Genomic DNA, 25,001 nt, shown 5'->3' with positions numbered 1-25,001 from the left:
GGCGCAGCCATCACCCTGACGAAGGCCTGAGCGCATGGCAGCTGAACTCTGGCTCGTCCTCTGGACGTTGTTGAAGATCCTCGCGATCACCGTGCCGTTGATTCTGGCGGTGGCGATGTTCGTGTACTGGGAACGCAAGGTCATCGGCTGGATGCATGTACGCATAGGACCCAGCAAGATTGGTCCACTGGGTCTGTTCCAGGCCTTTGCCGACGTGGTCAAGCTCCTCATCAAGGAAGTCCTGGTCCCGGCCAACGCCAACCGGTTCCTGTTTTTCCTGGCGCCCATGCTTGCCCTGATCCCTGCGCTGGCCGCCTGGGCCGTGGTGCCATTCGATCAGGGCATGGTCCTGGCCAACATCAATGCCGGTGTGTTGTACCTGCTGGCGATGAGTTCAGTGGGTGTGTACGGCATCATTCTGGCCGGATGGGCATCGAATTCGCGCTACGCATTGCTCGGCGCAATGCGCTCGGCAGCACAGGTCATCTCCTACGAACTGGCCATGGGCATGTCGCTGGTCTGCGTGCTGGTGCTGGCAGGCAGCCTGAACCTGACCACGATCGTCGATGCACAAGCCGGGCCCAAGGGCATGTTCGACTGGTTCTGGCTGCCATTGCTTCCGGTGTTCGTGATCTACTGGATCTCCGGGGTGGCCGAGACCAACCGGGCACCTTTCGACGTCGCCGAGGGCGAATCGGAAATCGTCGCCGGTTTCCATGTCGAGTATTCCGGTTCGGCCTTCGCGGTGTTTTTCCTGGCCGAATACGCCAACATGATCCTCATCAGCTTCCTCGCCGCTGTGCTGTTCCTGGGCGGCTGGCTGAGCCCGTTCCCGGCCTCCTGGGGCTGGATCGGTGCGGGCGGCTGGTGGTGGCTGTTCGTCAAGGCATTCCTTTTTTCGTTCTTCTTCCTGTGGTTCCGCGCCACCTTCCCGCGCTATCGCTATGACCAGATCATGCGCCTGGGCTGGAAGGTCTTCATTCCGATCACGATTGCGTGGGTGCTTGTTACCGGCTGCATGAAGTACTTCGGCTGGGTCACGATCGGAGGCTGATCAGACATGTCCAGAATCACAAGCTACTTCAAGAGTCTTCTGCTCATCGAGATGTTCCAGGGCCTGGGCTTGACATTGCATTACATGTTCAAGCCCAAGTACACCATCCGTTTCCCGATGGAGCACATTCCCAAGTCCAGTCGCTTCCGCGGACTGCATGCCTTGCGCCGTTATGCCAATGGCGAGGAACGCTGCATCGCGTGCAAGCTTTGCGAAGCGGTGTGCCCGGCACTTGCGATCACCATCGATTCGGCACCGCGCGAGGATGGACAGCGGCGTACCACGCGCTACGACATCGACCTGTTCAAGTGCATCTATTGCGGTTTCTGCGAAGAGAGTTGCCCTGTCGATTCGATCGTCGAGACCTCGATCCACGAGTATCACTTCGAACAGCGCGGTGAGAATGTGGTGGACAAGGCCAAACTACTGGCCATCGGCGACCGTTACGAACAGGACATCGCCGCAGCCCGCGCCCAGGACGCTGCGTACCGCTGATGGTGATCTACATGAACCAAACCACATACACGCGGCTGGCTGGAGAGATGAAGTGAGCGCACAGCTTCTGCAACTAATTTGTTTCTATGCCTTCTCGGCCGTTGCGGTGGGTTCCGCGCTGCTGGTGATCACGATGCGCAACTCCGTGCATGCGGTGCTTTCGTTGGTACTGACCTTCTTCAGCGTGGCCTGCCTTTGGCTGCTGGCGCAGGCAGAATTCCTGGCCATTGTGCTGATCGTGGTTTATGTCGGAGCCGTGATGGTGCTGTTCCTGTTCGTGGTCATGATGCTCGACATCAACCAAGAGCGCATGCGCGAGAATTTCATCCAGTACCTTCCGGTGGGTATCATCGTGGCCGCGGTCATGCTGGTGGAAATGCTCGGCTTGATCGGCGTGCGCGCCATGCATGCGTCGCTGATGGGCCCCGACCCTGCCGCCGCGGCAGGCCTGTCGAACACGGCATGGCTGGGTCAGGCGCTGTACACGCGTTTCCTGCTGCCGTTCGAAATCGCCGCGTTGATCCTCACCGTGGGCCTGATAGCCGCCGTGGTGCTGACTCTCCGGCACAAGCCGAATACACGTCGGCAGAATCCGGGGGACCAGGTCCGTATCAAGCATCGTGAACGCATGCGTATCGTCAAGATGGATGCCGAACGCCCGCAGGAGTCCGAATCATGATCACGCTTTCACACTTCATTGTGCTGGGCGCCGTGCTTTTCTGCATCGCGGTGGCCGGTATCTTCATCAATCGCAAGAACGTCATCGTGCTGTTGATGTCGATCGAATTGATGCTGCTAGCCGTCAATATCAATTTCGTTGCCTTTTCACGCTTTCATGGCGACGTGGCGGGGCAGGTGTTCGTGTTCTTCATTCTCACCGTGGCCGCCGCCGAGACCGCGATCGGCCTGGCGATCCTGACGTTGCTGTTCCGCAACAGCAACACCATCAACATCGCCGACATCGACTCGATGAAGGGTTAAGGACACATGCACCAGCTTCCCACCTCCATCTTGCTGATCATCGCGCTGGCACCTCTGGCGGGCGCCGTGCTGGCCGGGTTTGTCGGTCGTCGCATCGGCCGCTCCGGCTCGCACTGGGTGACCATTCTCGGTGTCGGCCTGTCCTGCGTACTGTCGTTCTATGTGCTGTACCAGCTGGTCTGGGGTGGCGCATCCAACTACAACCACAACCTTTACACCTGGTTCCAGATCGGCAAGTTCAACGCCAGCGTCGGATTCATGATCGATCGCCTCAGCGCGATGATGATGGTGGTGGTGAGCTTCGTGTCCCTGATGGTGCATGTGTACACCATCGGCTACATGGCCGACGAAGAGAACTACGAGCGGTTCTTCAGCTACATCGCGCTGTTCACCTTCTCCATGCTGATGCTGGTGATGTCGAACAACTTCATGCAGCTGTTCTTCGGCTGGGAAGCGGTGGGTCTGGTGTCCTATCTCCTGATCGGTTTCTACCACAAGCGCCCAAGCGCGATCTTTGCCAACCTGAAGGCGTTCCTGGTCAATCGCGTGGGCGATTTCGGCTTCGTGCTGGGCATTGCAGCCGTGCTGTATTTCCTCGGTACGCTCGACTACCAGACTGCGTTCGACCATGCACCGAGCCTGGTCGGCAAGACGCTGCAGATCACCCAGGGGCATACCTGGGATGCGGCCACGGTGATCGGCATCCTGCTGTTCATCGGCGCCATGGGCAAGTCGGCGCAGGTACCGCTGCATGTGTGGCTGCCCGATTCGATGGAAGGCCCGACCCCGATTTCGGCGCTGATCCATGCAGCGACAATGGTCACGGCCGGCATTTTCATGGTCGCGCGCATGTCGCCGATCTTCGAGCTGTCCTCGACAGCGCTTAGTTTCATCATGGTGATCGGCGCCACCGGCGCATTGTTCACCGGCATGATCGGTATCGTGCAGACCGACATCAAGCGCGTCATTGCCTACTCGACCTTGTCGCAGCTGGGCTACATGACCGTCGCCCTGGGCGTGTCTGCCTACGCCGGTGCGGTCTACCACTTGATGACGCACGCCTTCTTCAAGGCGCTGCTGTTCCTCGGCGCCGGTTCGGTGATCATCGCCATGCATCATGAGCAGGACATGCGCCACATGGGCGGCCTGCGCAAGTACATGCCGATCACCTACATCACCATGTGGGTGGGTTCGCTGGCCCTGTGCGGGGTGCCGTTCTTCTCCGGCTACTATTCCAAGGACGCCATCATCGAGGCCGCCGGCGAGGCGCATCGCTGGGGCGCAGGCTATGCCTACTTTTGCGTGCTGTTCGGCGCCCTGGTAACCGCGCTGTACACCTTCCGCCTGATGCATATGACCTTCCACGGTAAGGAGCGCTTCAAGGTGGTGGACTCACACGCTCAGGAAGGACATGGCAAGGACCACCATCACAAGCCTGGCGAGCTGGCACATCCTCCGAAGGAGTCGCCGTGGGTGGTGACGATACCGCTGATCATGCTGGCCATACCGTCTTTGCTGATTGGTTATTTCACTGTCGGTCCGATGCTTTACGGCACCTGGTTCGGCAAGGCCATCCACGTGCAGCAAGCACACAATGTGCTGGCCGAAATGGCGACCCATTACCATGGCGCATTCAGCAAGGGTCTTGAAGGCTTTGCCGGATGGCCTTTCGCGCTCGTCGTGCTCGGCTTTGTAATCACCACCTATGTGTACATCTTCAATCCGTCCATGGCTGATCGCATCAAGCGTGTCCTGAAGCCGGTGTACATCGTGCTGGATCGCAAGTTCTGGTTCGACGAGGTCTACCAGGCGGTCTTTGCACGCGGCGGCGTCAAACTGGGCCGCCTGTTCTGGAAGGCCGGCGACACTGCGATGATCGACGGCGCCATCGACGGTTCCACCGGACTCGTACAGCGCCTTGCATCCCGGATGCGCCGCCTCCAGTCCGGATTCCTCTACCACTATGCGTTTGCCATGATCCTCGGCCTGATCCTGCTGCTTGGCGGGTTCTGGTGGTTCGGGCACGTTTGAGCACTCAGGGAAGCAAGCACTTATGTCGAATCATCTGCTTAGCCTGCTGATCTGGCTGCCCATGGCCGGCGCCGTGCCGGTGCTGATCGCCGGCAGCCGCAGCAGCCTTTCACGCTGGATTGGATTGTTGGTGGCGATCGTGACCTTTGTCGCCAGTTTGTTCCTGCTGACCGGCTATGACACCAACGGACCAGTGATGCAACTGGTCGAAGTCCATCCCTGGATCGAGTCCCTGCACATCAACTACGCGCTCGGCGTGGATGGCATCTCGGTGGCTTTGATCCTGTTGACCACTTTTGTCGGGGTGCTGGTGTTGATCGGCGCCTGGGACGTGATCAAGGACGACAAGCCGCATCAGTACGTGGCCGCCATGCTGGTGCTTGAAGGCCTGCTCATCGGCGTGTTCTGCGCCACCGACGCGTTGCTGTTCTACGTGTTTTTCGAGGCCATGCTGATACCAATGTTCATCCTCATCGGTATCTGGGGTGGACCACGTCGCGTGTATGCGACGCTGAAGTTCTTCATCTATACATTCCTCGGATCGATCTTCATGCTGGTCGGCCTGATCTACCTGTACCAGCAGGCCGGCAGCTTCGACATGGCCACGATGGCGGCTACGCCGCTGACGATGAGCCAGCAGAGCTGGTTGTTCTTCGCCTTCCTGATCGCCTTCGCGATCAAGATTCCCATGGTACCGGTGCACACCTGGTTGCCGGATGCCCATGTGGAGGCGCCAACCGGAGGCTCCGTGGTCCTGGCGGCGGTCATGCTGAAGGTGGGCGGCTACGGATTCCTGCGCTTTTCGCTGCCGATGCTGCCCGATGCCTCGGCGCACTATGCGTGGCTGGTGATCGTGCTCAGCCTGATCCCGATCATTTACATCGGTTACGTGGCGCTGGTCCAGGAGGACATGAAAAAGCTGGTTGCCTATTCATCGATTGCGCACATGGGCTTTGTCACGCTGGGTCTGTTCATCGTGTTCATCCTGGTGCGCGAACTGGGCAATTACGACGCAGCCAAGCTGGCCCTGCAGGGCTCCATGGTGCAGATGATGTCGCACGGCTTCGTCTCGGGCGCCATGTTCTCGTGTATCGGCGTGATGTATGACCGCCTGCATACGCGCCAGATCAAGGACTACGGAGGCCTGGTCAACGTGATGCCATGGTTCGCCTTGTTCATGGTGTTCTTCGCCATGGCCAATATCGGCTTGCCGGGCACCAGTGGTTTCGTTGGCGAGTTCATGGTGATCCTGGCCAGTTTCAGCGCCAACCCCTGGATTGCGCTGGTCGCGGCCTTCACCCTGGTTATCGGCGCGGGCTACACCCTGTGGTTGGTCAAGCGCGTGGTATGGGGCGATGTCACCAGCGACAAGGTGGCCGCGATGAAGGACATCAATGGCCGCGAAGCCTTCGTGCTGGGCGCCTTCGCCGTGGTCGTGCTGGGTATCGGTATCTGGCCCGAGCCCTTGGTTCATCTGATGGGCGGGTCGATCAATCACCTTGTCCATCAATTGGCGATCAGCAAGATCTGAGGACTGCCGCATGCTGAGTTGGAACGACATCCTTGTCCTGCTGCCGGAGATCTATCTGGTCGCAGCCGTGTGTGTCCTGTTGCTGATGGATGCCTTCATCAAGCCGGATCAGCGCAACGCGACGCACTGGTTGGCCATTATTGTCACGGTGGTGACAGGCTGGCTGGTCGTCAGTGGGCAACCGGCCGTGCCGGTGACCGCCTTTGATGGCATGTTCGTGCGCGATCGTGCCGCCGAGATCCTGCAACTTTTCGCGCTGCTCTCGGTGTTTCTGGTCTTTGTCTATTCGCGTCCGTATCTGAAAGATCGCAATCTCTGGCATGGCGAGTTCTACGTCTTGACGCTGTTTGCCGTGCTCGGCGTGATGTTTCTGGTTTCCGCCGGCAGCCTGGTCACGGTATATCTGGGGCTTGAGCTGTTGACCCTGTCCTCCTATGCGCTGGTGGCGTTCAACCGTGACTCGCGTGTGTCCTCGGAAGCGGCCATCAAATACTTCGTGCTGGGTGCGCTTGCCTCGGGCTCACTGTTGTATGGCATGTCCATGGTCTACGGCGCGACCGGGACCCTGGACCTGGCTCAGTTGCACGCTGCGGCACTGCACGCCGACATGCCCAACCTGTTGCGATTCGGCCTGATCTTCATGATCGTCGGCATCGCCTTCAAGCTGGGTGCGGCCCCGTTCCATATGTGGTTGCCGGATGTCTATGAAGGTGCGCCGACTGCGACAGTCACCTTCATTGCCTCGGCTTCCAAGCTGGCAGCCTTCGGTATGGCCTATCGGCTGTTGTCGGCGTTTGGTCCTGGCGGCCCGATCCTTCACCAGTGGCAGTTGATGTTCGCCGTGCTGGCCGTGCTCTCGCTGGTGATCGGAAATCTTGTCGCCATCGTGCAGACCAACCTCAAGCGCATGCTGGCCTACTCGACCATCGCGCACATGGGCTACCTGCTGCTGGGCCTGGTCAATGCCACGCCAGCCGGGTATGCGGCAGCGTTGTTCTATGCCATCAGCTATGCGCTGATGTCGACCGTGGCATTCGGCGTGATCCTGGCCATGGCACGTGCCGGCTTCGAATGCGACAACATCGACGACTTCAAGGGTCTGAACCAGCGCTCGCCCTGGATGGCGTTCCTGATGATGCTTGCGATGGTCTCGCTGGCCGGCGTGCCGCCTCTGTTCGGCTTCTTCGCCAAGTACCTTATCCTGAAGGCTGCCATTGATGCGGGCATGATGTGGTTGGCCATCGTTGCCGCCATCGCGGCGATCGTGGGTTTGTACTACTACCTGCGTGTGGTCAAGGTGATGTACTTCGACGCGCCTGTCGAGGGCCAGGAATTGAAGCCGCAGCCGGACCTTCCGCTGCGTTGGGTCCTGTCCATCAACGCGCTGGCGCTGCTTGTGCTGAGTGTCTACTGGGGACCGCTCCTGGGCTGGTGTCAAATGGCCTTCGCTGGCTAGCCGAATCAGGTCCCGCGTGGTCTCTGGAAACTTGCCACAGACTGAAGAAATACGCGTTTCCAGAGCCTATCGGTATTGCCAAGAGATCGTCGCAACGCTATAGTTCTCTTTCTCCGGTGCGGGGTGGAGCAGTCTGGCAGCTCGTCGGGCTCATAACCCGAAGGTCGTAGGTTCGAATCCTACCCCCGCTACCAGAACCTTCTGGCAAAAAAGCCTCCTCGCGAGGCTTTTTTGTTGGGCGCAAGGATGCGCAATGGCCGGTGTTGGATCCAACGGCCACCCTAGGGAAATGGGCGTCAAGCCCATTTTTTGTTTTTGAAACATGGAGTTGCGAACGCTTGGATACGCAGTCACTGGCGCACCGGTTCGACGAGGTTCTTGCGGACCTGGAACTGACTTGCTTCGGGGTGGAGTGGATCCCCTCCGGTGGGCAGGGCACGTTGCGCGTGTACATCGATGCCGAAGGCCGTGAGGTGGACATCGAGGACTGCGAATCGGCGAGTCGTGAGCTCTCGGCGATACTGGATGTCGAGGATCCGCTTCCCGGGCATTACGTGCTCGAGGTGTCCTCGCCAGGCATTGACCGCCCGCTGTTCACCGCGGAGCATTTTTCGCGGTTCGTCGGCGACGAGGTCAAGGTGACCTTGAAGGCGCCGATCGACAACCGGCGTCGCCTGCGTGGTCGGATTGTGCAGGTTGACGAGGCGCAGATCGCGGTTGACGTGGACGGCGTCGGACGCATGCAATTCGAACATGCAGACGTGGAAAGCGCGCGCCTGGTGCCGGATTGGGTGGCGCTCGGATATGCTCCGGCACCGAAGAAAGGCGCCCAGGGCGCAGGCAAGAAACACTGACTGAAACGTACGGGCGCCTTGGTGGTGCCCGCGGAGTGGCGGTAATGAGCAAAGAACTGTTGCTGGTCGTGGATGCGGTAGCCAATGAAAAAGGCGTGCCGCGCGAGACCATTTTCGAGGCCATGGAAGCGGCTCTGGCCTCGGCGGCCAAGAAACGTTATCCGGACGAGGACGCGGATATCCGTGTCGCGATCGACCGCGAGTCGGGAGTCTACGAGACCTTCCGTCGCTGGGAGATCGTGGCCGACGACGTCGAGATGGAGTCGCCCTATCGCCAGATTCGCCTGATGGATGCCATCGACGAACGCCCCGATGCCGCGGTCGAAGAATATGTCGAGGAACAGATCGAAAACGCCGAGTTCGGTCGTATTGCCGCGCAGGCCGCCAAGCAGGTCATCGTGCAACGGGTTCGCGAAGCGGAGCGCGCACTGGTGGTCGAGGCCTTCCAGGATCGCGTGGGCGAGCTGATCACGGGCATCGTCAAGCGCGTGGAGCGCGGCAACATCTACATGGACCTGGGCAGCAATGCCGAGGCATTCATCCCGCGCGACAAGTCCATTCCCCGCGAACCCGTGCGTGTAGGCGACCGGCTGCGCGGCTACCTGTACGAAGTACGCTCCGAGATTCGCGGTCCGCAGTTGTTCGTATCGCGTACTGCGCCCGAATTCATGATCGAGCTGTTCAAGCTCGAGGTGCCGGAAGTCGGCCAGGGCCTGGTCGAGATCATGGGTTGCGCCCGTGATGCCGGTGATCGCGCCAAGATTGCGGTGCTTGCACATGATGCGCGCACCGACCCCATCGGCGCCTGTATCGGCATGCGCGGTTCGCGCGTGCAGGCGGTGACCAACGAGCTCAACGGCGAGCGCGTGGACATTATCCTGTGGCACGAGAACCAGGCGCAGTTCGTCATCAACGCCATGGCTCCGGCCGAGGTCCAGTCCATCATCATGGACGAGGACAAGCACTCCATGGATATTGCGGTGGCGGAGGACAAGCTTTCCCAGGCCATCGGTCGCGGCGGACAGAACGTTCGCCTGGCCAGCAAGCTGACCGGCTGGCAGCTGAACGTGATGACCCAGGACCAGGTGCTGGAAAAGAGCGAAGCCGAGCAGGAGACCGCGCGCCAGTTGTTCATGGAAAAGCTCGAGGTGGACGAGGAGATTGCCAACATCCTGGTCCAGGAAGGGTTTTCCAGCGTCGAAGAGGTGGCCTACGTTCCTACCGGTGAGCTGCTTGACGTGGAGGGCTTTGACGAGGACATCGTCGAGGAACTTCGCGCCCGCGCCCGCGACGCCCTGTTGACTGCGGCTCTGGCGCTGGAGGAAGGTATCGAGGATCACAAGCCGACCGAAGGCCTGCTGGAGCTCGAGGGGATGGACGAGGCCACGGCCTACACCCTGGCTGATCGTGGCGTGGTCACGGCGGACGACCTTGCCGATCTCGCGGTGGATGACCTGATCGACATCGAGGGCATGGACGAGGAGCGTGCCGCCGCGTTGATCATGACGGCACGTGCGCCCATGATTGCGCGCCTGGAGCAGGAAGGCTGATATGTAGCGGGTGCGGGCCGGGATGGCGCGCATCTGGGAAGGCTGAAATGCCTTCCACCATGGACGGAACGGCTGTGTCCAAACACGTTTCGCATGTGACACACAAGAAGATCGCGGGAAAGGCGGAGTAAGAGAACCATGTCGGACGTCACCATCAAGCAACTGGCCAAGGTCCTGGACCTGTCTGTCGACAAGCTGATTACCCAGCTTGGCGAGGCAGGCATGGAATTTGCCGACCCCGATCAGGTCATCAGCAACACCGAGAAAATGAAGCTTCTCGGGTTCCTTCGCCGTACGCACGGCAAGGGCGAGAGTGCAGGAAGCGAAAGCGAATCGACCGGCCCCAGCCAGGTCACCCTGCGCCGGCGCAAGGTCAGCGAACTCAAGATCGCCAGTGGCAGCGGTCGCGGCGGCGCGCGTGGCAGCTCATCCAAGACCGTGAATGTCGAGGTGCGCTCCAAGCGAACCTACGTCAAGCGCAGCTCGATCACCGAAGATGCCAATGACGAAGGCGAGCGCGTGGAAGCCGGGCGCAAGCTCGAGGAATCCAGGCAGCAGCGCGAGCAGGAAGAGAACGAGCGCATCGAGCAGCAGGAGCGTCGACGCGAGGACGCCGAGCGCAAGCAGAAGGAAGAGGAAGCGGCACGCAGGCAGGCCGAGGAAGCCGCCGAAGCCAGCAAGGCTGCTGCGGTGGAGGAAGCTGCACGCTCAGAGGCCGAGCAACAGGCAAAGATCGTTGAAGCCGAGATCGACGAAGCTCCGGCTGGCGCCGCCTCCAAAAACAGCGAGTCTGCTGGCAGCAGCGACTCTGATGCCAGTCGCGACAATGCATCCGACAACAATGATGCTGCCCGCAGCGACGATGCCTCCAGCAAGTCCAAGGATGCCTGGGCGACTCCGGTCATGCCACGCGTGCATGACCAGAAGCCTCGCCAGAACAAGGTTCGGGAGGTGTCACGCGAGGAGGCCATGGGCAAGCCCAAGCCGTCCGCCAAGGCACCGCCTGCACGCGCCGCGGACTCCAAGAAAGACGATGATCGCGAAGAGCGCGGTCGCAAGGGCAAGCGTTTAAGCAACGGAAAGCTGCACTTGTCCGAAGCCGATCGCGCGCGCCGCAGCAGCGGCCGCCGTCGCGGACGCGGCGGTGATCGTCCGTCGGCGACCGCCAGCGGTGAGCACGGATTCTCCAAGCCGACCGCCCCGGTGGTGCGCGATGTCGCCGTGGGCGAAGCCAACGTGGTCAGCGAACTGGCCCAGAAGATGGCCGTGAAAGGCTCGGAAGTGGTCAAGGCGCTGTTCAACATGGGCGTAATGACCACGATCAACCAGGTCATTGACCACGACACCGCCGTGCTGGTGGTGGAGGAACTGGGCCACAACCCGGTCAAGGACGAGGAGAAGGGTGCCGAAGCTACGCTTCTGGAGCAGGCTGCGAGTACGGAAGACCAGGGCGAGAGGCTGCCGCGTCCTCCGGTCGTGACCATCATGGGTCATGTCGACCACGGCAAGACTTCGCTGCTGGACCATATCCGCCGCACAAAGGTGGCCACCGGCGAAGCCGGCGGCATCACCCAACATATCGGTGCCTACCATGTGACCACCGACAAGGGCGTGATCACCTTTCTCGATACCCCGGGACATGCCGCATTCAGTGCCATGCGTGCACGCGGCGCGCAGTCGACCGACATCGTGGTGCTGGTGGTGGCGGCCGATGACGGCGTAAAGCCGCAGACCATTGAAGCAGTCAAGCACGCACGTGCGGCCAATGTGCCGTTGATTGTCGCCGTGAACAAGATGGACAAACCCGAGGCCAATCCCGAGAACGTCAAGCAGGGACTGGTGGCGCAGGAAGTGGTTCCCGAGGACTGGGGTGGTGATGTGCAGTTCGTGCCCGTCTCGGCCAAGTCCGGCGAGGGCATCGACAATCTGCTGGACGCCATTTCCCTGCAAGCCGAGTTGATGGAACTGACAGCCGTCAAGGACGGCCCGGCTTCCGGCGTGGTGATCGAGTCGCGTCTGGACCGTGGGCGCGGCCCGATGGCTACGATGCTGGTCCAGAGCGGTACCCTGAAAAAGAGCGATTACGCCGTATGTGGCGTCGAATATGGCCGCATGCGTGCCCTGATCGACGAGGCCGGCAATCAGATCGATGAGGCGGGGCCGTCCATTCCGGTTCAGGTGCTCGGTCTTTCCGGTGTACCCGCGGCCGGAGATGACTTCGTGGTCGTGGCGGATGAACGCCTGGCCAAGGAAGTAGCGGCCGAGCGCGAGAATCGTCGTCGCGAGACGCGTCTGGTCAGCAAGTCCAACCGCCTCGAGGACATCATGGCGCAGATGGGCCAGGGTGAGGAACAGCAGCAGCTGAACATCCTCATCAAGGCCGATGTGCAGGGCTCAGCCGAGGCGCTGCGCGACTCCTTGACCGAGATTGGCAACGAACTGGTCAAGGTCAACGTGGTTTCTTCCGGGGTCGGTGGCATCACCGAGTCCGACGCCACCCTGGCGGCGGCTTCCAGGGCGCTGGTGATCGGCTTCAACGTGCGTGCCGATGCTTCGGCGCGCAAGGTGATCGACACTTCCGGGCTGGACGTGCGCTATTTCTCGATCATCTATGACGTGATCGATCAGGTGAAGCAGGCGGCGACAGGCCTTCTGGGCAACGAGATCCGCGAGGAGATCATCGGCATCGCCGATGTTCGCGATGTGTTCCGCAGTTCCAAGTTCGGCGCGGTAGCCGGTTGCATGGTCTCCGAAGGTACGGTCAAACGCAGCAAGCCGATCCGCGTGTTGCGCGACAACACGGTGATCTTCGAAGGGGAGCTGGAATCGCTGCGCCGTTACAAGGAGAACGTCGAAGAGGTGAAGTCCGGGACCGAGTGCGGCATCGCCGTTCGCCAGTACAACGATGTCAAGTCGGGTGACCAGATCGAGTGCTTCGAACGCATCGAGGTGGCGCGGACGCTGTAAGGCGCCGCGCGACCACTCCGGGCCATCGTGCCCGTCACGCCATACTGATCGAATCCTGGAACGCCATGCCTTCACGAGATTTCAAACGCAGCGACCGCATATCGGCCATGTTGCGCCGCGAAGTCGGTTCCTTGGTGCATGCCGCGGTGCGTGACCATGCGCTGCCCTCGGTCAGCGTTTCCGATGTCGAAGCAACCAAGGACCTGGACGTGGCCACCGTCTGGGTGACCGCTCTGGACAGCACCCAGTCAAAGACGGCAGTTAAGGCATTGAACGAGCTGGCCAAGGAATTTCGGCGCGAACTTTCACACACCCTGAGCATCCGCCGGGTCCCTGAATTGCGCTTCAAGTACGACGTGTCGGTCGAACAGGGCGAGCGTATCGAGAACCTGCTGCAACAGGAAAAAGACCAGGGTCGGCTGTAGTCCGGGCTGACCCGAATTCCTCCCCGCACCGCACGTCCAGCGCACATGTCCCGTCCATCCAAACGCCAGTTTCGACGTGCCCGTCGCGATGTGCACGGCATCGTGTTGCTGGACAAGCCGTTGGGCATCAGCTCCAACCAGGCATTGCTGGCGGTGCGCGGCATCTTTCAGGCGGCCAAGGCCGGACATACCGGCAGCCTGGATCCGCTGGCCAGTGGCCTCTTGCCCATCTGCCTCGGTGAGGCAACCAAGGTTGCCGGTCTGCTGCTGGGTTCGCGCAAGGCCTACGAAGCCGAATGCTGGCTCGGGGTCACGACGAATACCGATGACGGTGAAGGCCAGGTCGTGGAGCGCAAGCCCGTGCCTGAGATGGACCAAAACACCGTAAGCGGGCATCTGGAAGCCTTCATCGGAAGCATCGACCAGATCCCGCCAGCGTATTCAGCCCTCAAGCGCGATGGCGTGCCGATGTATGTGCGTGCACGTCGTGGCGAAGATATTGAACTGCAGCCGCGACCGGTCCAGATTCACGCCATCGAATTGCTGCAGTTCGACGGTGAACGGTTGCGTTTGCGTGTGGAATGCGGGTCCGGCACCTATATCCGCAGTCTCGCCCGTGACCTGGGCGCACGTATCGGTTGCGGGGCACACCTGAGTGCCTTGCGCCGGATCTGGGTGCAGCCCTTCCGGGATCCGCAGATGCATACGCTCGAGGACCTGCGCGAGCGAGCGGGGCAGGGCCTGGCAGACCTGGATGCTGTCCTTCTGCCAATCGACAAGGGACTGCAGACCCTGACCAGAATGGATCTGGATGCCTCGCAAGCGGCCGCAATCAGCCATGGACAGACGATCCCGTCACCGGAAATGAAAGCCGGCATGTATCGCGTCTACGACCCCCAGGGGCGGTTGCTGGCGCTCGCGCAGGCCGGTCCGGAGGGCCTGCTGCGGGTGCAGCGGGGCTTCAATCTTCCGCCCGAGGCCGGAATCGATGCCTGAAGCCTTGTTGTAACAACCTCGGGGCCAGTACAATACCTGCTTGACCAGAACTTTTTAACAACCTGCGGGGTTTGCGCAGCCGCACCTGCGGGTGGTGCTGCGCAAGCCTCGCGCATGCATTTTTTGAGGAACATCTCCATGTCGCTCACCGCGGAACAGACCAGCAAGATCATCGGCGATTACGGCCACGACGCAAAAGACACCGGTTCGCCGGAAGTCCAGGTTGCACTGTTGTCGGCCCGAATCAGCCACCTGACCGAGCATTTCAAGTCGCACAAGCAGGATCATCACTCCCGTCGGGGCCTGCTCAAGTTGGTCAACCAGCGCAAGCGTCTGCTCGGTTATCTCAAGCAGCGCGACAGTGCGCGCTACCAGAGCCTGATTGAACGACTCGGCCTGCGTCGGTGATTCCTGCGTCCTTTCATGGACGCGAAAATCAAAGAGCGGCCATTCGAGGTCGCACTTCTCCAAAAAAATCGGGAACAAAATTGTGGCGAAAGTAACCAAGTCATTCCAGTACGGTAAACACGAAGTCACACTGGAGACGGGCGAAATCGCCCGGCAGGCGTCCGGTGCGGTCCTGGTCAAGATGGGTGGCACCGAGGTGCTGGTCGCGGCGGTGGCTGCGCAAACCCAGCGTGAAGGGCAGAGTTTCTTCCCGCTGACCGTGGACTACATGGAAAAGTTCTACTCGGCCGGCCGCATCCCGGGCGGCTTCTTCAAGCGCGAAGGGCGACTGACCGAAAAGGAAACGCTGACCTCGCGCCTGATCGACCGCCCGATCCGTCCGCTGTTTCCCGATGGTTTCAAGAATGAAGTGCAGATCGTTGCGACCGTGGTCTCGATGGACCCGGAAATCGACGGCGACATCCCTGCACTGATCGGCGCCTCGGCCGCGCTTACGCTCTCGGGCGCGCCCTTCAAGGGTCCCATTGCCGCGGCCCGTGTCGGCTATGCCAACGGTGAATACCTGCTCAACCCCAGCGCCACCGAATTGACTGATTCCGAACTGGACCTGGTCGTGGCAGGTACCGCCAACGCGGTGTTGATGGTGGAGTCCGAGGCCAAACTGCTGAGCGAAGAGGTGATGCTGGGTGCCGTGGTGTACGGTCATCAGCAGATGCAGGTCGCCATCCAGGCCATCAACGAACTGGCCGATGAAGCCGGTCGCAAGTCATTCCACTGGGACGCTCCTGAAACCGACCAGTCGCTGTACGACGCGGTCAAGGGCGCCATCGGCGACCGCTTTGCCGAAGTCTTCCAGATTCGCGACAAGCTCGAGCGCCGTGACGCAGTTTCCGCCCTCAAGGCGGAGGTCAAGGAAACCCTGGCCGGCCAGATCGAGTCCAACGGCTGGACCGACGCAGCCCTCGGCGCGGCCTTCGGCGAAGTCGAGTACCACACCCTGCGCGACGGCGTGCTCAAGACCAAGAAGCGCATCGACGGTCGCAACCTGGACGATGTGCGTCCGATCACCGTGCGTGCTGGCGTCTTGCCGCGTGCCCATGGCTCGGCGCTGTTCACCCGTGGCGAGACCCAGGCGTTGGTTGCCATCACCCTGGGCACGGCACGCGACTCGCAGATCATCGATGCACCGGGCGGCGAGTCCAAGGATCCGTTCCTGTTCCATTACAACTTCCCTCCGTACTCGGTGGGCGAGGCGGGCCGCATGATGGGTCCCAAGCGCCGCGAGATCGGCCACGGCCGCCTGGCCAAGCGCGGCGTGATGGCCGTCAAGCCGAGCATGGAGGATTTCCCGTACGTGGTGCGCGTGGTCTCGGAGATCACAGAATCCAACGGCTCCTCCTCGATGGCCTCCGTTTGCGGCTCCTCGCTGGCCATGATGGACGCCGGTGTGCCGTTGAAGGCACCGGTGGCTGGAATCGCCATGGGTCTGGTCAAGGAAGGTGACGATTTCGTCGTGCTGTCGGACATCCTCGGTGACGAGGATCATCTGGGTGACATGGACTTCAAGGTTGCCGGTACCTCCGAGGGTGTATCCGCCCTGCAGATGGACATCAAGATCGACGGCATCACCGAGGAGATCATGAAGACCGCGCTGGCCCAGGCCCGCCAGGGTCGGCTGCACATCCTCGGCGAAATGGCCAAGGCACTTGATACACCGCGTACCGAGATGAGCGAGTACGCCCCGCGCCTGCTGACCATCAAGATCCACCCGGACAAAATCCGTGAGGTCATCGGCAAGGGTGGTTCCACCATTCGCTCGATCACCGAGGAGACCGGTGCAACCATCGACATCAGCGACGACGGCACCGTGGTCATCGCCTCGGTCAACCGTCCGGCCGCCGATGCTGCCAAGAAGCGCATCGAACAGATCGTGGCCGATGTCGAGCCAGGTCGCATCTACGAGGGCAAGGTCGCCAAGCTGATGGACTTCGGTGCATTCGTGACCATCCTGCCCGGCAAGGACGGCCTGGTCCACGTCTCGCAGATCTCCGAGGAACGCGTGGAGAAGGTCTCCGACAAGCTGTCCGAGGGCGACATCGTCAAGGTCAAGGTGCTGGAAGTGGACAAGCAGGGTCGTATACGCCTGTCCATGAAGGCCGTGACCGAGGAAGAGAAAGCCTCCTCCTGAATCGAGTTCTTCCTTGGTGCGCATGCAGGGCCCGGTATCGTTGATGCCGGGCCTTTGTGCTTGTGGAGCATGACGCTCAGACGCGCACGCGGCATAATCGCCTTTTATCCGGACCCAGGCGCATGACCCAGCCCACTTCTCATGACAGCGTCCGCGCCGTTCAATGGCAGGGTGACCAGCTTCGCCTGCTTGACCAGCGATGCCTGCCGGGGGAGGAACGCTGGGTGACGTGCCGTGACGCCGAGTCCGTACATGCGGCCATTGCCGATCTGGTGGTGCGTGGCGCACCTGCCATAGGTATTGCCGCGGCCTGGGCGGTGGTGTTGGCCGCGCGAGCCGGGCAGGATATGGATGCCATATTGCAACGCCTTCGCTCAGCGCGGCCCACGGCCGTCAACCTGATGTGGGCGCTGGATCGCATGCGCGGACGGATCGCTGCCGGTGATACGCCCGCGGCACTGGAGCGGGAAGCACAGGCCATCCAGGAGGAGGATCTAGCGGCCAACCGCAAGATGGGTCACCTGGGTGCGGCCCTGATCGAGCCCGGATCGGGCGTGCTGACGCACTGCAACACCGGTTCACTGGCCACGGCAGGATATGGAACGGCGCTGGGCGTGATTCGAGCCGGTGTCGCCGAGGGTCGTATCACGAGCGTGTTCGCGGGCGAAACCAGGCCCTGGCTGCAGGGTGCACGGCTGACCCTTTGGGAGCTGGTACGCGATGGGATCCCGGCCTGTTTGATCGCCGATTCGGCCGCGGCACACCTGATGAAGAGCGGTCAGGTGCAGTGGGTGGTGATCGGGGCCGATCGTATCGCCGCCAATGGGGATACCGCCAACAAGATCGGCAGCTACCAGCTTTCGATTGTGGCGCGTCATCATGGCGTCAAGTTCATGGTGGTGGCACCTTGCTCGACGGTCGACATGGCCACTCCCGACGGTGATGCTATCGATATCGAGATGCGCAATCCCGAGGAACTGTTGAGTTTTTCGGGAAAACGCACGGTGGTGGAAGGTGCCGATGCCTGGAATCCGGTGTTTGACGTAACCCCGGCCATGCTCATCGACGTGATCGTCACCGAGCGCGGCGTGGTCAAAAACCCGAATGCAAAGCGCATGCAAAATGTGTTTGGTACTGCATGAAGCTTGCCCACGAAGTCACCTGGTTCGCCGCGGGCGGTCTGCTCGGGTTCATCGTCGATGCGGGCATCGTGCAGTTGCTGGTGGACCTTGAGCACTGGAGTCCCTACCTTGCCCGCATCCCTTCCTTCCTGGCCGCTGCCAGTGTGACCTGGTGGTGGAACCGGAGTTTCACTTTTGCCCATCGCCGACACCTCCCGGGTGGCCAGGAGTGGCTGCGCTGGATCCTGGTCATGAGCGCTGGCGCGGTGCTGAACTACGGGACTTATGCCCTCACGGTTGCGCTTTTCTTGACCGTCCGCCACTGGCCCGCGCTGGGCGTGGCCGCGGGATCGCTGGTCGCGGCCATGCTCAATTTCAGCGGAGCACGAACCGTGGTTTTCAAGGCTTCCCGAAAGACCTCCTAAGTTTATGATAATAAAGGTTAAATAGTGAGACTGAAGCGCCCGCTTGTGGTATACTTTCAAGACCACCCCCCAACGCTCTAAATCGCGCATTTCACTGCCGCATACGGGGGCTTTGTTCGACTCATTCAGGGAAGCAAGGAATGGCAGAACTCGCCAAAGAAGTCATCCGCGTCAACATCGAAGACGAGATGCGCCAGAGCTATCTGGACTACGCCATGAGCGTGATCGTCGGCCGCGCCTTGCCCGATGCGCGTGACGGTCTAAAACCGGTGCATCGCCGCGTACTGTTCGCGATGAACGAACTTGGCAACGCCTGGAACAAGTCCTACAAGAAGTCCGCCAGGGTGGTCGGTGACGTCATCGGTAAATACCATCCGCACGGCGACGTCTCCGTCTACGATGCCATCGTGCGCATGGCGCAGCCTTTTTCATTGCGTTACATGCTGGTGGACGGGCAGGGCAACTTCGGATCCGTGGACGGCGACAGTGCCGCCGCCATGCGTTATACCGAAGTACGCATGGCCAAGCTCACGCACGAGTTGCTTGCTGACATCGACAAGGACACGGTGAACTTCGGACCCAACTATGATGAATCCGAGAGCGAACCGCTGGTCCTGCCCACACGTGTACCCAACCTGCTGATCAACGGCTCGGCCGGCATCGCAGTCGGGATGGCGACCAATATTCCGCCTCACAATCTCACCGAGTCCATCGCCGCCGCCATCGCGCTGATCGACGATCCCGAGCTTGGCATCGACGAGTTGATGCAGTACATCCCGGGTCCGGATTTTCCCACCGCAGGGATCATCAACGGCGCTGCCGGCATTGTGCAGGCGTATCGGACCGGTCGTGGACGTATCCTGGTGCGCGCACGCGCCGAGATCGAAACCGAGCCGAACGGCCGCGAGACGATTATTGTCACCGAACTTCCATACCAGGTGAACAAGGCGCGCCTGATCGAGAAGATTGCCGAACTGGTCAAGGAAAAGAAGCTCGAGGGCATTTCCGAGCTGCGTGATGAATCCGACAAGGACGGCATGCGCGTGGTTATCGAAATCCGCAAGGATGCGATGGGCGACGTGGTGCTGAACAACCTGTTCCAGCAGACCCAGATGCAGGTCACCTTCGGCATCAACATGGTGGCGTTGCTGGATGGCCGCCCGTTGTTGCTGAATCTTAAACAGGCACTCGAGGCCTTCATCCGACATCGACGCGAGGTGGTTACCCGCCGCACGATCTTCGAGTTGCGCAAGGCGCGCGCCCGCGCGCACATTCTGGAGGGCCTTACCGTTGCGCTGGCCAACATCGACGAGATGATCGAGCTGATCAAGACCTCGTCTTCTCCTGCCGAGGCCCGGCAGCGGATGCTTGACCGGCGCTGGGAACCTGGTCTGGTTCGCGCCCTGCTGGAGGCTTCTGGTGCCGAATCGTCGCGTCCCGAGGATATGGATCCACGGGACGGTCTGAAGTCCGACGGCTATCAGCTGTCCGAAGCGCAGGCTCAGGAAATCCTGGCCATGCGGCTGCATCGACTGACCGGTCTGGAACAGGAAAAGCTGAGCGATGAATACCGCCAGCTACTGGATACCATCCGCGGCCTGATCGAAATCCTCGAGGATCCGGACCGTCTGCTTACCGTGATCCGTGAAGAACTGGAGTCGATCAAGGAAGAATACGGCGATCCGCGCCGGACCGAGATCCAGCCCTCTCAGGAAGATCTGAACGTACTGGACCTGATTGCCCCCGAGGACGTGGTGGTGACGCTCTCGCACACCGGCTACGTCAAGCGTCAGCCTGCCACCACCTACCGTTCCCAAAAACGCGGTGGCAAGGGCCGCTCTGCATCGGCGCTGAAAGACGAGGATTTCGTCGAACAACTGTGGGTCGTGAACACTCATGACACCCTGCTGGCCTTCACCAGCACCGGGCGTGTGTACTGGCTCAAGGTCTACCAGATACCTGAATCCGGTCCGCAGGCCAGAGGCAAGCCGATCGTCAATCTGCTGCCGTTGGCCAATGACGAATATGTCCAGACCGTGCTGCCGGTGCGTGAATACGAGGAAGGCCGCTACGTGTTCTTTGCTACCCGCAAGGGCACAGTGAAGAAAACACCGTTGACCGAATTCGCCTACCAGCTGCAAAAGGGCAAGATCGCCATCAAGCTGGCTGAGGACGATGCCCTGATCGGGGCCGAACTGACCAATGGTGATCGTGACGTGATGCTGTTCGCCTCGAATGGCAAGACCGTGCGTTTTGCCGAGGATCAGGTCCGTTCGATGGGCCGCACGGCCGGCGGCGTTCGCGGCATGCGGCTGGCAAGCGAGGCACAGGTGGTTTCGATGATCGTGGCCCGTGAGGGTGACATTCTCACGGCTACCGCGCGCGGTTATGGCAAACGCACACCGCTGCAGGATTTCCCGACCAAGGGCCGTGGTATCCAGGGCGTGATTGCCATCAAGTGCTCAGACCGCAACGGCCCGCTGGTGGCCGCGGTCCAGGTTACCGAAGAGCACGAATTGATGCTGATCTCCAACCAGGGCACCCTGGTTCGCACGCCGGTAGCGGATGTGTCGCAGCTGGGTCGCAACACCCAGGGCGTGACCTTGATCCGGCTGCCCGAGGATGAGCAACTGGTCGGGGTGGTGCGACTGGAATCGGAGGACGAGTCGGTCGAGGTCGATTCCGAGGGATCCGCTGATCCGGATGGGGTTCCCGCCCAGGGTCGAGAGGATGGCCCGATGGATACATCGGATGACGAGGACGACCCGATTTCGGACTGAAGCTAAACAGGGGCAATCCAAAGCGGCGCGGGGCCGGACAGCCCCGCGCCGTTTTTGTACGATCAGTGTCGGTCAACGCGCATTGATGGCTTCGAGCATGGCTTGGGCACTGGAGACCCGGAATTCGCCGGGCGCTTCCACATGCAGGATCTTGACCACACCATTCTCGGCATACAGCGCAAAACGCTGGGCACGCACGCCCATGCCGAAACCCGTGCCATCCAGCTCCAGACCCAGGGCGCGGGTCAGCTCGGCATTACCGTCCGCGAGCATGATCAGATCCTCGGGGGCATCTTGCGAACGCGCCCAGGCGTCCATCACGAAGGCGTCGTTTACCGCCAGGCAGGCGACTTGGATACCAAGCTCGCGAAATGACTTCATCTGTTGGATGTAGCCGGGCAGGTGCTGCTCCGAACAGGTGGGCGTGAAGGCGCCGGGCACGGCAAACAACACGACCTTGTGGTCGTCGAAGACCTGCTCGCTACTGACTGAATCCACGCCATTCTTGATGCGGTTGAGGTTGGCATGGGGGATGCGTTCGCCGAGGGTAATGGACATGTGAGACCTTTGTATGGCTGGGAGCACGTTGGATTTTCGCTTACATTCTACATCTCGAAATCTGGTCTTCCGACCCTTGAATCGGCGCATGCTGCGCCCATTTCAAGAGTCTGATCATGATGGGAACGCGCTGCGGCTTTCATGCAGGCATCATCCGTTCCATGAAACCGGTGCCGGCTTGCTTCACCGGTCGTTGCGCCGCCAGGAGTGTGCATGGAGTTCAAGGATTACTACGACATCCTGGGCGTCAAGCCCGACAGCAGCGAGGCCGAGATCAAGACGGCCTATCGCAAGCTCGCGCGTAAATATCACCCGGACAAGAACAAGGATGCTGGCGCGGAGGATCAATTCAAATCCGTGAATGAGGCCTACGAGGTCCTCAAGGACAAGGAAAAGCGTGCATCCTACGATGATATCCGCGCCGGAGGTTATCGCGGAGGCGACAGTTTTCGTCCGCCACCGGGCTGGGGGAACGGCAACAGTGCCCAGTTTGACTTCGGTGGTGGTGCGGGCGACTTCAGTGATTTCTTCGAGAGCATGTTTGGTCGCGCGGCAGCAGGACGTGCCCAGGCGGGACATCGCCATCGCCCCATGCGTGGGCGTGACGTGCAGGCGCACATCGATATTGATCTCGAGACCGCATTTTCCGGGGGCAAGACTCGCGTCAGCCTGCATGACGGTGCTGGTGGCGAGCGCGTGCTGGAAGTGACGATTCCCGCGGGTATCGAGTCGGGCAAGGTGATTCGCCTGGCCGGACAGGGACATCCGGGGGCCGCTGGCGGTGCCGGGGGCGACCTGTTGATCGAGATCGGCATCCGTTCGCATGCCCATTTCAAGCTGGACGGTCGCAATGTATCGACCTCGCTGGCCGTTGCGCCATGGGAGGCGGCACTGGGGGCCAGGGTTCCTGTTCCCACTCTGGGTGGCACCGTCGACTTGCAGATTCCTCCGGGTACCCAGAGCGGTCGCAAGATGCGCCTCAAGGGGCGGGGACTTCCGGGCAAGACGGCGGGGGATCAGCTGGTCACGGTCGAGATACACGTCCCCAAGGCGGTCAGCGACGCGGACAAGTCTGCCTACAAAGCATTGCGCGAGGCTTTTCCGGATTTCCAACCGCGCTAGGGCTTGGGCTACAAACGCAAAAACGGAGCCGTCTGGCTCCGTTGCGCACTTTGTACTCGCCGATTGCCTGCATCAGGTCGCAATCAGTTCCTTGATGGTCTTGGACAGTTCACCCTCGTTGATCGGCTTGGTCACATAGCCCTTGGCACCCTGGCGCATGCCCCATACACGATCGGTGTCCTGGTTCTTGGTCGTGACCAGCACGATCGGTATGTGCGAGGTCTCTTCATCCTTGCTGATGGTCCGGGTCGCCTGAAATCCGTTCAGATTGGGCATGACCACGTCCATCAGGATCAAATCCGGCTTTTCCCTCTTGGCGGCTTCCACGCCGGCGGCGCCATCCTCGGCGGTCAGGGCCTCGTGACCGAGTTGTTCGACGATACGCTTGATGCCCAGCAGTTGCGACGGCGAATCGTCGACGATCAGGATGCGCGCCATGTAGAAGTCCCCATTGCTGCAGAAGTGATGAATGACCGGACCATTCTACGACCCGCCGACGATTCGGCCAAGCCATGGTAAGCCCTTAAGAAAAATCTTTGTTTAGAATGGTATAAAGATCATATTTGAAGTTAAATATCAAGCATCTGAAGCGACTTGAACCAGTGTCCGTCCATACGAATCGCCGGACATCATGCGTTGGAAGACCGATCCCAGATCTTTCATGCCGACCTGATTGGTGCAGATGCGATCCAGGTGCGCAGGTTTCCAGTCGTCCGCCAGATGCTTCCAGACCTGTTCGCGGATATCGCGGGCGGTACCGGCTGAGGCCACACCCAGCAGATTCACTCCTCGGATGATGAACGGCATCACGGTCGTGGGCAGGTCGGCACTGGCCGCGAGACCGCAACTGGCGACGTTGCCATAAGCCTGGGTGCAGGCCAGCAATCCGGCCAGATAGTCACCCCCGACACAGTCGAACGCTCCGCCAAAACGGACCGATTCCATCGGTTTTCCGCTGAACTCGAGGTGACGGCGGTCCAGGCATTGGCTTGCGCCCAGCTGGTGCAGGTCGTCAAAGTGGTCCGTCTTGCCGCTGATGGCGTGAACCTCGAATCCAGCCTGGGTAAACATGTCCACACCGAGCATGCCCACGCCCCCAGTGGCCCCGGTGATGGCAATCGGGCCCATGTCCGGTTGCTGCCGGTTTTCCAGCATCTTGAACAGGCCCAGCCCTGCGGTGAATCCGGCCGTGCCAAGGATCATGGCTTCGCGAAGATCAAGCCCGTCAGGCAGGGGAATGGTCCATTTGGCCGGCAGACGCACGATTTCGCTGTAGCCGCCGTCGCGCGTTTCGGACAGCCCGCTGCCGGTGCACAATACCGCGTCGCCCTCCTTGAAGGCCGGATCATCGGAACGCAGCACGTGGCCGGCCACGTCGATACCGCCGTTGAGTGGGAATCGCCGCAGGATCTTGCCCTTGCCGGTTCCCGCCAGTGCATCCTTGAAGTTGACCGATGACCAGAGTGCGCGAATGACCACCTCGCCCTCGGACAATTGCTCCAGTCCGAGAGAAGCCATGCCGGCGTGATAGCCGTTGTCGTCGTTGTGGATGCGGTATGCGCGAAAGTTTTCCTGGTTCATGCTGAGAACTCCTGGTTACCTGGGCGCTCCGGACGAATTGCTGGCGAAACTTGCTGCAGCCATGCCCTTTGGTCACCCGTGTTCGGGCACTTGCAGTGGGCTCAGGCGACCTTTTCCGAGGGGTCCGGGCTGCGTTTCAATTGGCCTTGTGAATGGCTCGCTTGTCGACCGACAGTGCCGCCTCGTGCACGGCTTCGGACAATGTAGGATGTGCGTGGACGATACGTGCCAGGTCCTCGGCCGAGCCCTTGAACTCCATCGCCACCACGGCTTCGGCAATCAGTTCGGAGACGGACGGGCCGACCATGTGCACGCCCAGCAGGCGGTCGGTCTCGGCGTGGGCGATTACCTTCACCTGACCGGCGGTCTCGTTCATGGCCACGGCGCGGCCAATGGCCGAGAACGGAAAGCTTCCGGTCTTGTAGGGGATGCCTTCGTCCTTGCACTGCTGCTCGGTTTTTCCGGTCCAGGCAATCTC

The 25,001-nt window shown here is 60.9% G+C and carries 21 protein-coding genes, 1 tRNA gene and 1 pseudogene; 19 read left to right on the top strand and 4 right to left on the bottom strand.

The window, feature by feature from the left end; genetic code table 11:
- The first annotated feature begins 34 nt into the window (after nucleotides 1-34).
- The 18 genes from nuoH (at nucleotide 35) to gyrA (ending at nucleotide 21,262) form a co-directional block, all read left to right on the top strand.
- Nucleotides 35-1,054 (top strand): NADH-quinone oxidoreductase subunit NuoH, encoded by a 1,020-nt coding sequence (nuoH, locus tag PF446_RS00245; RefSeq protein WP_298068538.1) that lies wholly within the window; start codon nucleotides 35-37, stop codon nucleotides 1,052-1,054.
- 6 nt (nucleotides 1,055-1,060) lie between these two features.
- On the top strand, nucleotides 1,061-1,549 hold the full coding sequence (nuoI, locus tag PF446_RS00240; protein ID WP_298068536.1) for an NADH-quinone oxidoreductase subunit NuoI: 489 nt from the start codon (nucleotides 1,061-1,063) through the stop codon (nucleotides 1,547-1,549).
- A gap of 52 nt (nucleotides 1,550-1,601) precedes the next feature.
- Complete coding sequence (locus PF446_RS00235) at nucleotides 1,602-2,228, top strand: NADH-quinone oxidoreductase subunit J (RefSeq protein WP_298068534.1); 627 nt, start codon at nucleotides 1,602-1,604, stop codon at nucleotides 2,226-2,228.
- A complete protein-coding gene (gene nuoK, locus PF446_RS00230) occupies nucleotides 2,222-2,530 on the top strand; it encodes an NADH-quinone oxidoreductase subunit NuoK (RefSeq protein ID WP_298068539.1) in 309 nt (102 codons plus the stop codon). Before PF446_RS00235 ends, nuoK begins: the two co-directional genes overlap by 7 nt.
- Before the next feature lie 6 nt (nucleotides 2,531-2,536).
- Nucleotides 2,537-4,561 carry an NADH-quinone oxidoreductase subunit L gene (nuoL, locus tag PF446_RS00225; RefSeq protein ID WP_298068533.1) on the top strand — a complete coding sequence of 675 codons (2,025 nt, stop codon included), beginning with the start codon at nucleotides 2,537-2,539 and terminating at the stop codon, nucleotides 4,559-4,561.
- Between the two features lie 22 nt (nucleotides 4,562-4,583).
- A complete protein-coding gene (locus PF446_RS00220) occupies nucleotides 4,584-6,092 on the top strand; it encodes an NADH-quinone oxidoreductase subunit M (protein WP_298068531.1) in 1,509 nt (502 codons plus the stop codon).
- 10 nt (nucleotides 6,093-6,102) lie between these two features.
- Nucleotides 6,103-7,548: an NADH-quinone oxidoreductase subunit NuoN gene (gene nuoN, locus PF446_RS00215; protein ID WP_298068530.1), complete on the top strand. Its 1,446-nt coding sequence runs from the start codon at nucleotides 6,103-6,105 to the stop codon at nucleotides 7,546-7,548.
- 117 nt (nucleotides 7,549-7,665) lie between these two features.
- Nucleotides 7,666-7,742, top strand: a tRNA-Met gene (locus PF446_RS00210).
- 144 nt (nucleotides 7,743-7,886) lie between these two features.
- The gene (gene rimP, locus PF446_RS00205) at nucleotides 7,887-8,402 is read left to right on the top strand and encodes a ribosome maturation factor RimP (RefSeq protein WP_298068528.1); all 516 of its coding nucleotides are present in this window, start codon (nucleotides 7,887-7,889) and stop codon (nucleotides 8,400-8,402) included.
- A 44-nt stretch (nucleotides 8,403-8,446) separates the two neighbouring features.
- Entirely contained in the window at nucleotides 8,447-9,952 is a 1,506-nt protein-coding gene (gene nusA / locus PF446_RS00200; RefSeq protein ID WP_298068527.1) for a transcription termination factor NusA, read from the top strand.
- Between the two features lie 138 nt (nucleotides 9,953-10,090).
- The gene (gene infB, locus PF446_RS00195; RefSeq protein ID WP_298068526.1) at nucleotides 10,091-12,919 is read left to right on the top strand and encodes a translation initiation factor IF-2; all 2,829 of its coding nucleotides are present in this window, start codon (nucleotides 10,091-10,093) and stop codon (nucleotides 12,917-12,919) included.
- Nucleotides 12,920-12,984: 65 nt separating this feature from the next.
- Nucleotides 12,985-13,344, top strand: coding sequence for a 30S ribosome-binding factor RbfA (rbfA, locus tag PF446_RS00190; RefSeq protein WP_298068524.1), 360 nt, complete (start codon nucleotides 12,985-12,987; stop codon nucleotides 13,342-13,344).
- A 45-nt stretch (nucleotides 13,345-13,389) separates the two neighbouring features.
- The gene (gene truB, locus PF446_RS00185) at nucleotides 13,390-14,340 is read left to right on the top strand and encodes a tRNA pseudouridine(55) synthase TruB (RefSeq protein ID WP_298068522.1); all 951 of its coding nucleotides are present in this window, start codon (nucleotides 13,390-13,392) and stop codon (nucleotides 14,338-14,340) included.
- A 138-nt stretch (nucleotides 14,341-14,478) separates the two neighbouring features.
- On the top strand, nucleotides 14,479-14,748 hold the full coding sequence (gene rpsO, locus PF446_RS00180; protein ID WP_298068520.1) for a 30S ribosomal protein S15: 270 nt from the start codon (nucleotides 14,479-14,481) through the stop codon (nucleotides 14,746-14,748).
- A gap of 82 nt (nucleotides 14,749-14,830) precedes the next feature.
- Nucleotides 14,831-16,936: a polyribonucleotide nucleotidyltransferase gene (pnp, locus tag PF446_RS00175; protein ID WP_298068518.1), complete on the top strand. Its 2,106-nt coding sequence runs from the start codon at nucleotides 14,831-14,833 to the stop codon at nucleotides 16,934-16,936.
- 122 nt (nucleotides 16,937-17,058) lie between these two features.
- Nucleotides 17,059-18,078, top strand: coding sequence for an S-methyl-5-thioribose-1-phosphate isomerase (mtnA, locus tag PF446_RS00170; RefSeq protein WP_298068516.1), 1,020 nt, complete (start codon nucleotides 17,059-17,061; stop codon nucleotides 18,076-18,078).
- Nucleotides 18,075-18,482, top strand: a complete 408-nt coding sequence (locus tag PF446_RS00165; protein WP_298068514.1) for a GtrA family protein — start codon at nucleotides 18,075-18,077, stop codon at nucleotides 18,480-18,482. Before mtnA ends, PF446_RS00165 begins: the two co-directional genes overlap by 4 nt.
- Nucleotides 18,483-18,622: 140 nt before the next feature.
- Complete coding sequence (gene gyrA / locus PF446_RS00160) at nucleotides 18,623-21,262, top strand: DNA gyrase subunit A (RefSeq protein WP_298068512.1); 2,640 nt, start codon at nucleotides 18,623-18,625, stop codon at nucleotides 21,260-21,262.
- Nucleotides 21,263-21,334: 72 nt separating this feature from the next.
- Here the strand turns inward: gyrA and PF446_RS00155 are convergent, their stop codons facing one another.
- Nucleotides 21,335-21,820, bottom strand: a complete 486-nt coding sequence (locus tag PF446_RS00155; RefSeq protein ID WP_298068510.1) for a peroxiredoxin — start codon at nucleotides 21,818-21,820, stop codon at nucleotides 21,335-21,337.
- A 213-nt stretch (nucleotides 21,821-22,033) separates the two neighbouring features.
- Between PF446_RS00155 and PF446_RS00150 the strand changes: the two genes are divergently transcribed.
- Nucleotides 22,034-22,942: a J domain-containing protein gene (locus PF446_RS00150; protein WP_298068508.1), complete on the top strand. Its 909-nt coding sequence runs from the start codon at nucleotides 22,034-22,036 to the stop codon at nucleotides 22,940-22,942.
- A gap of 72 nt (nucleotides 22,943-23,014) precedes the next feature.
- On the opposite strand, the gene pilH is transcribed toward PF446_RS00150, so the two are convergent.
- From pilH to PF446_RS00135, 3 genes and pseudogenes are all read right to left on the bottom strand, one after another.
- Nucleotides 23,015-23,380, bottom strand: a complete 366-nt coding sequence (pilH, locus tag PF446_RS00145) for a twitching motility response regulator PilH (protein WP_298068506.1) — start codon at nucleotides 23,378-23,380, stop codon at nucleotides 23,015-23,017.
- 138 nt (nucleotides 23,381-23,518) lie between these two features.
- Nucleotides 23,519-24,523, bottom strand: coding sequence for a YhdH/YhfP family quinone oxidoreductase (locus tag PF446_RS00140; protein WP_298068504.1), 1,005 nt, complete (start codon nucleotides 24,521-24,523; stop codon nucleotides 23,519-23,521).
- A gap of 136 nt (nucleotides 24,524-24,659) precedes the next feature.
- A pseudogene (locus PF446_RS00135) lies at nucleotides 24,660-25,001 on the bottom strand (dihydrolipoyl dehydrogenase); the annotation flags it as partial.

It is taken from the genome of Oleiagrimonas sp., from assembly GCF_027858935.1.
Taxonomy (GTDB): Bacteria; Pseudomonadota; Gammaproteobacteria; order Xanthomonadales; family Rhodanobacteraceae; genus Oleiagrimonas.
This window is presented reverse-complemented; position numbering and strand designations above follow the sequence as displayed.

Coding starts and splice junctions, on each gene's coding strand:
- nuoH (WP_298068538.1), top strand. CDS start 35: ATGGCAGCTGAACTCTGGCTCGTCCTCTGGACGTTGTTGAAGATCCTC.
- nuoI (WP_298068536.1), top strand. CDS start 1,061: ATGTCCAGAATCACAAGCTACTTCAAGAGTCTTCTGCTCATCGAGATG.
- nuoL (WP_298068533.1), top strand. CDS start 2,537: ATGCACCAGCTTCCCACCTCCATCTTGCTGATCATCGCGCTGGCACCT.
- PF446_RS00220 (WP_298068531.1), top strand. CDS start 4,584: ATGTCGAATCATCTGCTTAGCCTGCTGATCTGGCTGCCCATGGCCGGC.
- nuoN (WP_298068530.1), top strand. CDS start 6,103: ATGCTGAGTTGGAACGACATCCTTGTCCTGCTGCCGGAGATCTATCTG.
- nusA (WP_298068527.1), top strand. CDS start 8,447: ATGAGCAAAGAACTGTTGCTGGTCGTGGATGCGGTAGCCAATGAAAAA.
- infB (WP_298068526.1), top strand. CDS start 10,091: ATGTCGGACGTCACCATCAAGCAACTGGCCAAGGTCCTGGACCTGTCT.
- rbfA (WP_298068524.1), top strand. CDS start 12,985: ATGCCTTCACGAGATTTCAAACGCAGCGACCGCATATCGGCCATGTTG.
- truB (WP_298068522.1), top strand. CDS start 13,390: ATGTCCCGTCCATCCAAACGCCAGTTTCGACGTGCCCGTCGCGATGTG.
- rpsO (WP_298068520.1), top strand. CDS start 14,479: ATGTCGCTCACCGCGGAACAGACCAGCAAGATCATCGGCGATTACGGC.
- mtnA (WP_298068516.1), top strand. CDS start 17,059: ATGACCCAGCCCACTTCTCATGACAGCGTCCGCGCCGTTCAATGGCAG.
- PF446_RS00165 (WP_298068514.1), top strand. CDS start 18,075: ATGAAGCTTGCCCACGAAGTCACCTGGTTCGCCGCGGGCGGTCTGCTC.
- gyrA (WP_298068512.1), top strand. CDS start 18,623: ATGGCAGAACTCGCCAAAGAAGTCATCCGCGTCAACATCGAAGACGAG.
- PF446_RS00155 (WP_298068510.1), bottom strand. CDS start 21,820: ATGTCCATTACCCTCGGCGAACGCATCCCCCATGCCAACCTCAACCGC.
- PF446_RS00150 (WP_298068508.1), top strand. CDS start 22,034: ATGGAGTTCAAGGATTACTACGACATCCTGGGCGTCAAGCCCGACAGC.
- pilH (WP_298068506.1), bottom strand. CDS start 23,380: ATGGCGCGCATCCTGATCGTCGACGATTCGCCGTCGCAACTGCTGGGC.
- PF446_RS00140 (WP_298068504.1), bottom strand. CDS start 24,523: ATGAACCAGGAAAACTTTCGCGCATACCGCATCCACAACGACGACAAC.